Genomic DNA, 13,595 nt, shown 5'->3' on the forward strand with positions numbered 1-13,595 from the left:
GGGAAGACGGCTGACGATCCTGACCCCGGGAGACGCCCACGGCGCCGCAGGACCGCGTCAGCTCCCTTTCGCCGTCGCGATCTGCCGCAGCGCCTGTTCGAACACCTCCGGCGACTGCCCGCCGCTGATCAGGTGTTTGCGCTCGATGATGATCGCCGGCACCCCGTTGATGCCGTTGCGCATGAAGAACTGCTCCGCCTCGCGCACTTCGGTCGCATATTCGTCCGCGTCGAGGACCGTCCGCGCGCGTTCGGCATCCAGTCCGACGCCTGCGGCGACGGCTACCAGCGTATCGCGGTCGCTGACGTTTTTCCCCTCGCTGAAATAAGCGCGCAACAACGCATGCTTCAGCGCCGGTTGCCTCCCTTCGAGTTCAGCCCAGTGCAATAGCCGGTGCGCGTCGAAGGTGTTGTAGATGCGGCTGCGCGCGTTGAAGTCGAACACGAAGCCGAGTTCGGCGCCGCGCCGGCGGATGCGCTCCTGGTTCTCGGCCAACTGCGCATCGGTGAGGCCGTACTTGCGCTGCAGGTGCCCGGCGATGCTTTCGCCCTCTACGGGCATCTGCGGATTCAGCTCGAACGGCTGGAAGTGGATGTCGGCCTGCACTTCTCCGGCGAGGCGCTGCAGGGCCTGGTCCAGCGAAGCCAGCCCGATGGCGCACCAGGGGCAGACCACGTCGGAGACGAAATCGATGCGCAGCGTGGTCATGCAGGGACTCCATCGGCGAGGGATGCGCGCATGGCTCGTGCAAAGCCGGCGCCTTGCGAGGGATCGACGCCCAGGTAGAAATCGGGCTCGATCAGTTCGGCTTCCATCAGCAGCCAGCGCCCATCGGCGTCCGGTACCACGTCGATGCGCGCGTACAACAAGGGCTCGTCGACTGCGGCCAGCACCTGTTCGGCCAGCGCGACCGCACCCGCGGGCGGCGACGGCAACAGCGTGTACCGGCCGCCGAATTCCTCCTGGATGCGGAAATCGCCGGCGACCGGCCGCTTGTTGACCACATGGCTCAGGCGGCCACCGAAATACAGCAGCGAGGTCTCGCCTTCGCTCTCGATGGTCGGCAGATAGGGTTGGATCAGCATGGTAATGCCCGTCGTCTCTTCGACGGCATCGCCACGGCGCAGGCGCCGGGTTTTCCACGCGCCGCCGGAAACGCTGGGCTTGACGATCAGCTCGTCCGCGCCGGTTTCATCGAACGCGCGGTCGACCTGTGCCTGCGTCAACCGCTCGGTCCACGCGGTTGGCGGAATCGCCACGCCGCGCCCGGCCAGCACCGACAGGTAGCGCTTGTCCGAATTCCACGCCAGCACGCTCGCCGGATTCGATATCGCCGCGCCATCCCGCTCCCAGCTGGCGCATGCCCGCAGCCAGCGGGCGTGGTCGCGGTGGTAGCCCCAGACCAGCAACGGCAGCACGTGCGCGTAGCCTTTCAATCCCTCGCCGCTGTCGACATGGTCGGTCCAGGGCGTGGGCACGGTGCGGATGTCGGCCCCATCCAGCGCACGTTGCAAGCGAGCCAGCACCTTCGGCCACAAATCGGGATAGGCGATGTCCGCCGGGTCGGGGGTGAGGATGGCGACTTCGGTCATGGGCGAACCTTGGGGGTATCGTTCATACGCAACTCGAGTATGTCTTCCACGCCGTCGACTTCATCCACGTGGGACGAGATTTTCACGAAGCCGAGGCCCGCGGCGAGCGCCTGGGAAGGGAGGTTATCCGGGCGGATGCTCACGATGAACTCGGTCACGCCATGTTGCGCATGCGCCCATTGCATCATGGCTTCGACCGCTTCGCGAGCATAGCCACGACGTCGACAGGATTCGCATACGCCGAACCCCAGCTCCACCGCCTTCGGCGAATACGGCCGCAGGTATTCCGGCGCAGGCGCGGTATGGAAGCCGATGGTGCCGACCATCGCACGCGAGGCGCGATCGACCATCGCCCGCATCAGCCATGGCTGCAGCGTGGGATCGACGCGCAGTTCGCGCAAGCGCATGGCCAGCACGTCGCGGTATTCCGGCTCCGGCCATTCCTGCGGCATCGTCGCACCGAGAATCGCGGCGCAGGCAGCACGGTCACCGGCCAGGGACGCGCGCAGGAAGTCCGGCGCAAGCGGCATGAGATCGAGCCGGGGCGAGGAGATGTGGGACATGGGTCGCTCGATCACCGCAGCGGCAGATCGAGATAACTGCTGCTGTTCCAGCGAATTTCGAGCGGCGCTCCCGCGTCCGCAATGGTTTCGTCCGCCGGATTCTTGCCGCTGCCGAGGTTGAGCTGGCGATCGGGCTGCTTGATCGCGCCCACTGCCACCACGATGCGGCTGCCGGCGGCCAGCTTGCGGCCGAGCAGGCGCGTGTCCTTCACCACGATGCGCTGCGGTTTGCCTGCTTGTAGCAGGCGACGTTCGCGACGATCGGCGTTGTAACTGGCGCGCTGCAGCCAGAAAGCGAGATCGAGGTATTCGCCTGCGGCGTTCAACTCGTAGATGCCAATGGCAAGGTCTGCATCGCGCTTGTTCGCGGTGAACTCGAGGACGCCGGAAAACGGACCGGAGAGCTCGGTATCGCCTTGCATCGGCTCACCGACGAAGACCAGGCCCAGGTGCGGATCCAGCATTTTGTTGACGACGTTCGGCGGCTGCGTCCAGGCGGCATCGCTGCGCTCGGTGAAATCGATGCGCTGCACGATCTCCGCCTTGGGTTTGGGCTGTGCGGACAGCGCGTTCGATCCGGCTGTATCGCCCGGCACTAGGTACAGCCGCTGCGTGCGCGTGGCCATCGCTTCCAGCGTCGGCGCGTGTCGCCAGCTATCGGCGCCCATCACCTGCCAGTTCACCCGGTCGGCCAGCAGGGCCGGCTTCGGCTTGCCCTTGAACACATGGTCGAACCAGTCCAGCCGCAGCGCCTGCAGGTCGATGCGTGCGGACGGCTCGACATCGTACCCCTGCACCGCCGGCAGAACGCCGGTCTGCATCGTGTAATGCTCGTACGGCCCTATGACCAGGGTATGGTCGGCTTCCGGGCGATGCCGCAGGTGCTCGCGGAAATAGTGCAGCGTCCCGATCTGCGCGCCATCGAAATAGCCGGTCGTCGCCAGCACCGGGATATCGAAACCGGCGAACTCCTCGCCTTGCGGGATCATCGCCTGCCAGTAGGCGTCGTAACCGGGATGTTGCAACCACTTGGCAAATACCGGATTCGCGTCGCCATCGATGGCCGGCAGTCCGCGATAGGCGCGACCGCCTGCGTACCAGTCGCGATTGAGCCTGGCCCAGCGTTGCGCATCGCCGTAGCGCGCGTCGTCCAGCAAGCGGTTGCTCGTCGTGTACAACGGCCACGGATACATGAAATTCAGGAAGATGCCGCCTTCCATCGGCACGTCGATGCCGGGCGCGGTGGTGGCAGAAGCGGCGATCGCCTTCAGCGCCTTCGGCCGGTGTTTCAGCGCGGCCCATTGGGTGAAACCGCTGTAACTGCCGCCATACATGCCGACGCGACCGTCGCTCCACGGTTGCCGTGCGATCCAGTCGATCACCGCGGCGGCGTCGGCGCCATCGTGTTCGAAGGGGACGATGGCGTCGGTGCTGCGCCCCTTGCCCCGCGTGTAGGCCACTACGCCGGCATAGCCGTGCGCAGCCATCTTCTTCGCGTCGGCCCAGGCCCAGTCGTCGTTGGCGTAGATGGTGAACGTCAGCAGCGCCGGCAATGGCCCGGACTTCGCCGGGCGTACGACCAGCGTGGAGATCCCCGCGCCATCCGGCGTGCGCACCATGGTCTCGCGGTCGATGGTGTAGCGGCGCGCGTCGTCGTCCTTGAGCGCCGCATCGAACAGGGGCAGGAATGCCGAGTAGGTCGCATGCACCTGGTAGGCACGGACCAGGTCGATGGCCTCGGCCAACGGCAACCGCTTCCTGCCGGCCGCCTTCGCCAAGGCCGCATCGAGTTCTCCGCGCATGCGCGGCAAGCCGCCGCCGAAACCGAATTCCGCCTGCAGTGCGACCTTGTCATCCAGTTCGCCGAAGCGCCGGGCAAACGCTTCGAGCCAGGCTTGCGCGAACGGGATACCACGCCGTGCCTGCTCTTTCGCCCGCGCATACACCTCGTATTGCAGATATAGCGGTGGCTGCCCGGGTGCATCGTTGCGCAACGCGCGGATCGTATCGACGCTTTCGATAGCCTGGGCGTACTGCCCGGCGACCATCTGCAAGCGGAACAGGTTGCCGAGGTAACGCTGGCGGTCGTCTTCGCGATAAGCCGCCATCGCCTCGCGCGCCAATACCGGCATCGCGCGATCGATTCCCTCGCCGTTCAAACCCTCCGGCACGCGGACATCAGGCGCCTGCGCGAACGCGGGCCATGCGAACAATGCCAGCAGCAACCCCGGTAGCCGTTTCATCGGCTTACAGCATCGGTAGCTTGAGGCCCTGCTCCTTCGCGCACTGCTGCGCGATCTCGTAACCCGCGTCGGCATGGCGCATCACGCCCGTGCCAGGGTCGTTCCACAACACGCGGGCGAGGCGTTTGTCGGCGGCCTCCGTGCCGTCGCAGACGATGACCACGCCGCTGTGTTGCGAATAGCCCATGCCGACGCCGCCGCCATGGTGCAGCGAGACCCAGGTCGCGCCGCCGGCCACGTTGAGCATCGCGTTGAGCAGCGGCCAGTCGGACACGGCATCGCTACCGTCGCGCATGGCTTCGGTTTCGCGGTTCGGCGAGGCGACGCTGCCGCTGTCGAGGTGGTCGCGACCGATTACCACCGGCGCCTTCAGCTCGCCGTTGCGCACCATCTCGTTGAACGCCAGTCCCAGCTTGTGGCGCTGGCCCAGGCCGACCCAGCAGATGCGCGCCGGCAGTCCCTGGAAACTGATGCGTTCGCGCGCCATGTCCAGCCAGTTGTGCAGGTGCGCGTCGTCGGGAATCAGTTCCTTCACCTTCGCATCGGTCTTGTAGATGTCCTCCGGGTCGCCGCTCAACGCGACCCAGCGGAACGGACCGACACCGCGGCAGAACAGCGGGCGCACGTAGGCCGGGACGAAGCCGGGGAAGTCGAACGCGTTCGCGCAGCCTTCGTCCTTGGCCATCTGGCGGATGTTGTTGCCGTAATCGACGGTGGGAATGCCCTGCGCATGGAAGGCCAGCATCGCCTCGACGTGCACGCGCATCGACTTCTTCGCCGCATCGCGGACCTTGTCGGGATCGGCTTTCTGTTCGTCCAGCCATTGTTCGACCGTCCAGCCGATCGGCAGGTAACCGTGCACCGGATCGTGCGCGGAGGTCTGGTCGGTGACGCAGTCCGGCTTGACTCCGCGCCGCACCAGTTCCGGCAGGATCTCCGCCGCGTTTCCAAGCAGGGCGATCGACTTGGCTTGGCCGGCTTGCGTGTACTTCGCGATGCGGCCCAGCGCGTCGTCGATATCGCTGGCCTGTTCGTCGACGTAACGCGTCTTCAGGCGGAAATCGATGCTGCTCTGCCGGCACTCGATGTTCAGCGAACACGCGCCGGCCAGCGACGCCGCCAGCGGCTGCGCGCCGCCCATGCCGCCGAGGCCGGCGGTGAGTATCCACTTGCCGCGCAGACTGCCGCCGTAGTTTTGGCGGCCCATCTCGACGAAGGTCTCGTAGGTGCCCTGCACGATGCCCTGCGAGCCGATGTAGATCCATGACCCTGCGGTCATCTGCCCGTACATCATCAGGCCCTTGCGGTCGAGCTCGTTGAAGTGTTCCCAGGTCGCCCAGTGCGGTACGAGGTTGGAGTTCGCCAGCAGCACGCGCGGCGCGTCCGGATGGCTGGGGAACACGCCGACCGGCTTGCCGGACTGGACCAGCAGGGTTTCGTCGTCGCCGAGGGTCTTCAGGGTTTCCAGGATCCGATCGAAACAGCCCCAGTCGCGCGCGGCGCGGCCGATGCCGCCGTACACCACCAGGTCTTCCGGACGCTCGGCCACTTCCGCGTCGAGATTGTTCTGCAGCATGCGGAACGGGGCCTCGGTCAGCCAGGAGCGGCAGCTGAGCTGGTTGCCGCGCGGCGCGCGGATGACGCGGGACGGATCGTGACGCGGGTCGGACATGGAAACGGCACCTTGCTGTTCGATGCGGCATTATCGCAGGCCTGTCCCCTGCCCGTGGCCCGAGGTTCGCCATGACCCTGAATTTCCTGCGCGGCGCATTGGCCCTGCTGTTGTGCGGCGCGGTGTCCGCGGCGGCCGCCGCTCCTTCGCGCGTGCTGATCTTCAGCAAGACCGCCGGTTTTCGCCACGAATCCATTCCGGTCGCGGTTGCTGCGCTGCAGCGGCTGGCCGCGCAACAGATGATGGACGCCGACACCAGCGAGGATGCGGGCGTGTTCACTGCGGAGCGGCTGTCGCGCTACGGCGCGGTGGTTTTCGTCAGCACCACCGGCGACGTGCTCGACGACGCGCAGCAGCGTGCGCTGCAGGATTTCATCGAGGAAGGCGGCGGCTTCGTCGGCGTGCATGCCGCGGCCGATACCGAATACGACTGGCCGTGGTACGGCAGGCTGGTGGGCGCATGGTTCCGCAACCACCCGCCCGGGCTGCAGACCACGCGCGTGCGCTTCGTCCAGGACGGCATCGCCGCGCAGGGCCGCGAATGGCAGGTCACCGACGAGATCTACAACTACCGGGACAATCCGCGTGGCCGCGTGCGCGTGCTGGCCACGGTGCAGGAAGCCGATTACGCCGGCGGCACCATGGGCGCGGACCACCCGATTGCGTGGTGCCACGAGTCGCGGCGTGGCCGCGCCTGGTACACCGGGCTGGGCCACGACGCGAAGCTGTACGCAGACCCGGTGTTCCTGCGCCACCTGGCCCGCGGACTGCGCTACGCGACGCGGCTTTCCGAAGACTGCTGAGCGCTCAGATTTCCGCCGGGCATTGATCGCGGCGGCCGGCTTCGAACGCCTGCACCGCCGCGGCGTTCGCGGGCCTCGGCGGTTGCACGCCACCATCGAAGACCACGCGCCATGCGCCATCGCCACCGCGCTGCCATACCGAGCCGAAGCGCCTCAGGCGCACGCCGCCATCCTTCGGATCGCGGTACAGCCCCGGACCACTGGAATGCGCGGTGCGGCCATCGGGCGCCAGCGACACCTGGTCCGGGTACCAGCGCAGTTCCAGCGCGCTGCCGTCGATGATGCCCTTCCACTCGGCGACGATGGCCTCGCGCCCGCGCGTGCGGCGCGGTCCGCCGACGCCGAATACGGCGCTCGCATCGACATGCTCGGCGAACGCCCCGGCGTCGTGGTCGGCGACCGAACGGGCGAAGCCCAGCTCGCGTTTCCACACTTCGCAACGCGGGTCGCCCTTGTCCGCCGACGCCTGCGCCCATGCCGCGGAGGCGACGAACAGCGGGGCGCAAAGGCCCGCGACGACGATGCCATGCAGTCCTGTCATGCAAGGTTCTCCGGTTTCTGCGAAGCTTGCGGCCTACGATTCGACGCCATTCCCTTCGCCGATGCGCCTGCCATTCGTCAGGGTCGCGTGGCTGGCCTGCCTGTCGCTGCTCGCCGCCTGCGCTACCCCGCCCCGCTCCGCCGCCCAACCGCCCGCTTCCGTACTGCTGGTTTCCATCGACGGCCTGCGTGCCGACTACCTCCAGCGCGGGCTGACTCCGAACCTGTCGCGCCTCGCCAGCGAAGGCGTGCGCGCGCAGTGGATGAACCCTTCGTACCCGGCGCTGACCTTCCCCAACCACTACGCCATCGTCACCGGGCTACGGCCGGACCACCACGGCATCATCCACAACAGCATGAGCGATGCGGAACTCGGCACATTCAAGCTGTCCGACCGCGATGCGGTCGGCGACGCGCGCTGGTGGGGCGGTGAACCGATCTGGATCGGCGCGATGAAGTCGGGCCAGCGGGCCGCGACGCTGTTCTGGCCGGGCAGCGAGGCGCCGATCGGCGGCGTGCATCCGACCTATTGGAAGCCCTACGACGAAACCGTCAGCTACGACGCACGCGTCGACCAGGTGCTGGCCTGGCTGTCGGAACCTGCGGCGACGCGGCCGCGCGTGGCGACGCTGTATTTCGACCACGTCGATCACGAAGGCCACGACCACGGACCGGATTCTCCGCAGGTGCGCGACGCGCTGGTCGAGGCGGACAAGGCCATCGGCCGCCTGGTCGACGGGCTGGATTCGCGCGGACTCGGCGACCGCGTCGACCTGATCGTCGTTTCCGACCACGGCATGGCCACGGTCGCACCGGACCACGTGGTCGCCATCGAGGACATGGCGTCGGTCGAGGAAGCGAAAGTCGCGTCGGTGGGACAGGTGATCGGCATCAACCCGAACCCGGGTTTCGAAGCGCGGGTCGAGAAGAAGCTGCTGGGCGCGCACGACCATTACGACTGCTGGCGCAAGGGCGAGTTGCCGGCGCGCTGGCATTACGGCACGCATCCGCGCGTGCCGGCCATCGTCTGCCAGATGCACGAGGGCTGGGACGCCCTGCCGCGCGCCCAGATCGCCAGGCGCAAGGCCGGCGCGACCCGCGGTTCGCACGGCTACGACCCGGCCTTGCCCTCGATGCGCGCGATCTTCATCGCCAAGGGCCCTTCGTTCCGGCAAGGCGTGGTCCTGCCCGCGTTCGACAACGTCGACGTGTATCCGTTGCTGGCGAAGCTGGCCGGGGTGGCGCCGGCGCCGAACGACGGCAATCCGCAGACCCTGTTGCCGGCATTGAAAGCCCCCTGAACGTCGCCCGGCATTGATGTCCGAAAACGGTTAGTCCGGCCCGGATGCCGGTGCTAGCCTGCACCCATGACATCCCCCGCCCATTCCGTCTTGCCCGATCCGCAGGTCTGCGAGGAAGCGCGGCGCAGCCGCGACGCACGCTTCGACGGCCTGTTCTTCGTCGCCGTCACCAGCACGCGGATCTACTGCCGGCCGATGTGCCCCGCGCCTTCGCCGAAACCGCGCAACGTGGTGTATTACCCGAACGCCGCCGCCGCGGAATCGGCGGGCTTCCGCCCATGCCTGCGTTGCCGGCCGGAGCTCGCGCCCGGCGACGGCACCTGGCGGCGCGGCGACGAAACCGTGGCGCGCGCATTGAAGCTGATCGACCAGGGCGCCCTGGCCGAACGCCCGCTGGCGGAACTCGCGCAATCGCTAGGCTTGGGCGAGCGCCAGTTGCGCCGCCTGTTCAACGAGCGCCTGGGCGCCAGTCCGGTCGGGGTCCATGCGACGCGACGGCTGCTGTTCGCCAAGCAATTGCTGACCGAAACGCGGTTGCCGATCACCCAGGTCGCACTGGCCGCCGGCTACGGCAGCCTGACCCGGTTCAACACCACGTTCCGCGACGCCTACCGTATGGCGCCGCGCGACCTGCGCAAGCGCGACGCCGCGGCGCGCGACGAAGGCCTGTCGCTGCGGCTGGGTTATCGCCCGCCCTATGATTTCGACGCGATGCTGGATTTCCTGCGCGGTCGCGCCCTGCCCGGGGTCGAGCACGTCGACGACGAAAGCTACATGCGCGTGATCGGCACGCCCGCCGCACCCGGCTGGCTGCGGGTGAGCCGCGCCGACGCCAGGGCCGGCGAGCATGCGCTGTCGCTGGAACTGCATGGCGCCGCGCCGGGCGAATTGCTCGGCATCGTGCAGCGCCTGCGGCGGATGTTCGATCTCGATGCCGATCCGCAGGCAATCGCCGCCGCCTTGTCGCGCGATGCGCGCCTGCGCCCGTTGCTGCGCAAGCGGCCCGGTTTGCGCCTGCCCAGCGGCTGGGACGGTTTCGAGATCGCGGTGCGCGCGATCATCGGCCAGCAGGTCAGCGTGGCCGCCGCGCGCACGCTGACCGCGCGTTTGGCGCAGCGCTTCGGCCATGCGCTGGAAGGCGCCGCGACCACGGGATTCCCGACGCCCCTGACCCATCTGTTCCCCACGCCCGACGCATTGGCCGACGCGGATGCCACCGAAATCGGCCTGACCCGCGCAAGGGCGCAGGCGGTGCGCACGGTGTCGCGCGCCCTGCTCGACGGCAGTGTCGATTTCCGCAGCGAGCGCGTGCTGGAGGATTTCGTCTCGCGCTGGGTCGCCCTGCCCGGCATCGGTCCCTGGACCGCGAATTACATGGCGCTGCGCGCGCTGGGCCATCCGGACGCGTTTCCGGCCGAGGACCTGGTGCTGCAGAAGGCCGTGCCCGTCGATGGCTCGCGATTGAGCGCGAAGGCGCTGACCGCCCGCGCGGAAGCCTGGCGCCCGTGGCGCGGCTACGCGGTGATCCACTTGTGGCGCGAATCGATGCTCGCGCCGGCGAAGCAATCATGATTATCCACACCACGATCGACAGCCCGGTCGGCCCGCTGTTGCTGGCTGCCGATGATGAAGGCCTGCGCCTGATCGAATTCCGCGACCCTCGCCATCCCATGGCGAAGCTGGACCAGTGGCAGGCCGGCGACCACGCGACGCTGCGCGAAACCCGCAAGCAATTGCGAGCGTACTTCAGCGGCGAACTGCGCGACTTCGACCTGCCGCTGGCGCCGCAGGGCACCGAATTCCAGCAGAAGGTCTGGCACACGCTGGCCGGCATCGGCTATGGCGAGACGATCAGCTACGCGGAGTTGGCGCGACGCGTCGAAAAACCGACGGCGATGCGCGCAGTCGGCGCGGCCAACGGGCGCAATCCATTGCCGATCGTGCTGCCCTGCCATCGGGTGATCGGCGCGGACGGCTCGCTGACCGGGTTCGGTGGCGGCCTGCCGACCAAGCGTTTCCTGCTGGAACTGGAAGGGGCGCTGCCGCGCGCAAACGACCTGTTCCCCCTGTAGGAACGGATCTTGCCCGCGACCGGAAGGTGGACGTTGCTCGATAAGGCAACGATGTGGGAGCGACGTAAGTCGCGAATCGTCGCGAAGAGCTCGCGACTTACGTCGCTCCCACGTCAGATATCGTCGCGTCGCGGCGCGAGCAAGGCGCGCTCCTACAACAGCGCCTGCACCGTCATCGCGAATTCCGCCGCGATCGCGTCGCGGTCGAAATGCCGGCCTTCCGCGACCACCTGCCGGCCGCCGACGAACACGTCGCGGACCATCGGCCGGTTGCTGGCGAAGATCCAGCGGTCGATCACGTCTTCTTCGCGCGCGCCGGCCAAGGCCGGCATCTCGGCATCGAGCACGATGGCGTCGGCAGCCGCCTCGAAGCCCGTGGCATTCGCCGCGCTCGCCATCACCCCGCGCAGCAAGGTCTCGCCCACGCTCGGCGTATTCGCGGCGACCGCGATGTTGCGATGGCGCGTGGCCAGGCGCTGCCCGTATTCCAGCCAGCGCAGCTCTTCGACCGGCGACACCGACACGTGCGAATCCGAACCGATGCCCCAGCGTCCGCCCGCATCAAGGTAGTCGCGCAGGGGGAACAGGCCGTCGCCGAGATTGGCTTCGGTGGTCGGGCAGATCGCCACGGTCGCGCCGCTGCGGGCGATGCCGGCGACTTCGGCATCCGTCAGATGAGTGGCATGCACCAGCGTCCAGCGCGGGTCGACCTCGGCGTTCGCCAGCAGCCACTCCACCGGCCGCGCGCCGCGGATCGCCAGGCAATCCTGCACTTCGCCGATCTGTTCGGCGATGTGGATATGCACGGGCGCATCGGCCGGCAAGGCCGCCAGCACTTCGCGCATCGCGGCTTCGGGCACCGCGCGCAGGCTGTGCAGGGCGCAGCCGACCCGCAGCTGGTCGCCCTGCCTGGCGTGGAGGGACTCGAACAGGCGCAGGTAGCCGTCCACGTCGTGGCCGAAACGCTTCTGCCGTTCGCCCAGCGCGCGGCCGTCGAAACCGCCGCTCATGTACAGCACCGGCAGCAAGGTCAGGCGGATGCCGGTATCGCGCGCGGCGGCAACCAGCGCCTGCGACATCGCCGCCGGGTCTGCGTAAGGCGCGCCGTCGGGTCGGTGGTGGACGTAGTGGAATTCGCAGACCGTGGTGTAACCGGCTTCGAGCATTTCCGCATACAACTGGCGGGCGACGGCGTAATTGCTTTCGGGAGTCATCCGCGCAGCGAAACGGTACATGGTTTCGCGCCAGGTCCAGAAGGAGTCCTCCGGGTTCGTCTGCCGCTCGGCCAAACCGGCCATCGCACGCTGGAACGCGTGCGAATGCAGGTTGGCCACGCCCGGCAGGCGCCAGCCGGCAGGAACACGCACAGCGATGGGCTCGTTCATGCGTCGATTGTAAGTCCGGCAAAGCCAGCCTGGTGGGAGCGGCTACGGCCGCGATTGCGCTTTCGCGAGAACGCCCATCGCGGCCGTAGCCGCTCCACCAAGGCAGCCCTGCGTACAATGACCGCATGGGCGAATCGCGAAACCAATGGGATGGCCTGATCGTCGGCGCTTCGCTGGCCACGCTCGATGGCGCGCACGGCTACGGCGCCATCGAGAACGGGGCGCTGGGCTGGAAGGACGGCCTGCTGACGTTCGTCGGACCCCGTGACGCCTTGCCCGGCGACCCGATTACCCTCGCCGACGAAGTGATCGAAGCCAAGGGCTGGATCACGCCCGGCCTGGTCGATTGCCATACCCACCTGGTGTTCGCCGGCGATCGCGCGGGCGAATTCGAACAACGCCTGCAGGGCGCCAGCTACGAGGAAATCGCCCGCAGCGGCGGCGGCATCGTATCCAGCGTACGCGCGACTCGAGGCGCCAGCGAGGAGGAACTGCTGGTGCAGTCGCTGCCGCGCGCCCGCGCCCTGATCGCCGACGGCGCGACCACGCTTGAGATCAAATCCGGCTACGGCCTGGACTTCGACGGCGAACGCAAGATGCTGCGTGTCGCCCGCCGGCTTGGCGAGAAACTCGGCGTGATGGTGCGCACCACCTATCTGGCTGCGCATGCGCTGCCGCCGGAATACGCGGAGCGAGCGGACGACTACATCGATGCGGTCGTCGAATGGCTGCCGAAGCTGCATGCCGAAGGCCTGGTCGATGCGGTCGACGCCTTCTGCGAACGCATCGGCTTCGACGCAGCACAGACCCGTCGCGTGTTCGAAGCGGCGCGTGCTCTGGGACTGCCGGTCAAGCTGCATGCCGACCAATTGAGCGATGGCCAGGGTGCGGCGCTGGTCGCGGAGTTCGATGGCCTGTCCGCCGACCACGTCGAGTACACCTCGGAGGACGGGGTCAAGGCGATGGCCGCCGCCGGTACCGTGGCGGTGTTGTTGCCGGGCGCCTTCCACGTACTGCGCGAAACCCGCTTGCCGCCGCTCGCTGCGTTCCGCGAACATGGCGTTCCGATGGCCGTGGCCACCGACTGCAATCCCGGTACTTCGCCGCTGCTGTCGTTGCGCCAGGCGATGCAGCTGGCCTGCACTCATTTCCGCCTGACGCCCGAGGAAGCACTGCGCGGCGCCACGGTCAACGCGGCAAAGGCGCTGGGCCTGGCCGATCGCGGCGCGTTGAAGGTGGGCATGCGCGCGGATTTCGCGCTGTGGGACATCGACCGTCCCGCGGAGCTTTGCTACTGGCTCGGCGGCAGGTTGGCCCAGGCCGTCTACGCGAGCGGCCGTCGCCTGATGTAGGAGCGCCCTTCAGGGCGCGACAGGTCGCTTGCATGGTTCGGGTCGCACCCTGAAGGGCGCTCCTACATAAGC

12 protein-coding genes are annotated in these 13,595 nt (G+C 67.9%); 5 read left to right on the forward strand and 7 right to left on the reverse strand.

The annotated features are described in order from the left end of the window. Positions 1–57: 57 nt before the first annotated feature. From J5837_RS00265 to hutU, 5 genes are read right to left on the reverse strand one after another with little or no spacing between them, the layout of a single operon-like run. Positions 58–708 (reverse strand): DsbA family oxidoreductase, encoded by a 651-nt coding sequence (locus tag J5837_RS00265; protein ID WP_210534725.1) that lies wholly within the window; start codon positions 706–708, stop codon positions 58–60. Beyond that, entirely contained in the window at positions 705–1,592 is an 888-nt protein-coding gene (locus tag J5837_RS00270) for an ATP-grasp domain-containing protein (RefSeq protein ID WP_210534726.1), read from the reverse strand. Before J5837_RS00270 ends, J5837_RS00265 begins: the two co-directional genes overlap by 4 nt. Further along, entirely contained in the window at positions 1,589–2,155 is a 567-nt protein-coding gene (locus J5837_RS00275) for a GNAT family N-acetyltransferase (protein ID WP_210534727.1), read from the reverse strand. Before J5837_RS00275 ends, J5837_RS00270 begins: the two co-directional genes overlap by 4 nt. 11 nt (positions 2,156–2,166) lie before the next feature. Beyond that, positions 2,167–4,398: a CocE/NonD family hydrolase gene (locus tag J5837_RS00280; RefSeq protein ID WP_210534728.1), complete on the reverse strand. Its 2,232-nt coding sequence runs from the start codon at positions 4,396–4,398 to the stop codon at positions 2,167–2,169. Positions 4,399–4,402: 4 nt separating this feature from the next. Then, entirely contained in the window at positions 4,403–6,070 is a 1,668-nt protein-coding gene (gene hutU, locus J5837_RS00285) for a urocanate hydratase (RefSeq protein WP_210534729.1), read from the reverse strand. Between the two features lie 71 nt (positions 6,071–6,141). Between hutU and J5837_RS00290 the strand changes: the two genes are divergently transcribed. Continuing rightward, positions 6,142–6,873, forward strand: coding sequence for a ThuA domain-containing protein (locus tag J5837_RS00290; protein ID WP_210534730.1), 732 nt, complete (start codon positions 6,142–6,144; stop codon positions 6,871–6,873). Positions 6,874–6,877: 4 nt separating this feature from the next. Here the strand turns inward: J5837_RS00290 and J5837_RS00295 are convergent, their stop codons facing one another. Continuing rightward, positions 6,878–7,414 (reverse strand): YybH family protein, encoded by a 537-nt coding sequence (locus tag J5837_RS00295; RefSeq protein ID WP_244755451.1) that lies wholly within the window; start codon positions 7,412–7,414, stop codon positions 6,878–6,880. Between the two features lie 61 nt (positions 7,415–7,475). Between J5837_RS00295 and J5837_RS00300 the strand changes: the two genes are divergently transcribed. The 3 genes from J5837_RS00300 to J5837_RS00310 all read left to right on the forward strand — a co-directional run bounded on the left by J5837_RS00300 (position 7,476) and on the right by J5837_RS00310 (position 10,786). Beyond that, a complete protein-coding gene (locus J5837_RS00300) occupies positions 7,476–8,714 on the forward strand; it encodes an alkaline phosphatase family protein (RefSeq protein WP_210534731.1) in 1,239 nt (412 codons plus the stop codon). A 66-nt stretch (positions 8,715–8,780) separates the two neighbouring features. After that, positions 8,781–10,286, forward strand: a complete 1,506-nt coding sequence (locus J5837_RS00305) for a DNA-3-methyladenine glycosylase 2 (protein WP_210534732.1) — start codon at positions 8,781–8,783, stop codon at positions 10,284–10,286. Further along, entirely contained in the window at positions 10,283–10,786 is a 504-nt protein-coding gene (locus J5837_RS00310; protein WP_210534733.1) for a methylated-DNA--[protein]-cysteine S-methyltransferase, read from the forward strand. Before J5837_RS00305 ends, J5837_RS00310 begins: the two co-directional genes overlap by 4 nt. Before the next feature lie 152 nt (positions 10,787–10,938). Here J5837_RS00310 and J5837_RS00315 read toward each other — a convergent pair whose 3' ends face one another. Beyond that, entirely contained in the window at positions 10,939–12,171 is a 1,233-nt protein-coding gene (locus J5837_RS00315; RefSeq protein WP_210534734.1) for a formimidoylglutamate deiminase, read from the reverse strand. Between the two features lie 125 nt (positions 12,172–12,296). Between J5837_RS00315 and hutI the strand changes: the two genes are divergently transcribed. Next, on the forward strand, positions 12,297–13,523 hold the full coding sequence (gene hutI, locus J5837_RS00320; RefSeq protein WP_210534735.1) for an imidazolonepropionase: 1,227 nt from the start codon (positions 12,297–12,299) through the stop codon (positions 13,521–13,523). Positions 13,524–13,595 lie beyond the last annotated feature (72 nt).

It is taken from the genome of Pseudoxanthomonas helianthi (assembly GCF_017939625.1).
In the GTDB taxonomy this organism is placed as follows: domain Bacteria; phylum Pseudomonadota; class Gammaproteobacteria; order Xanthomonadales; family Xanthomonadaceae; genus Pseudoxanthomonas_A; species Pseudoxanthomonas_A helianthi.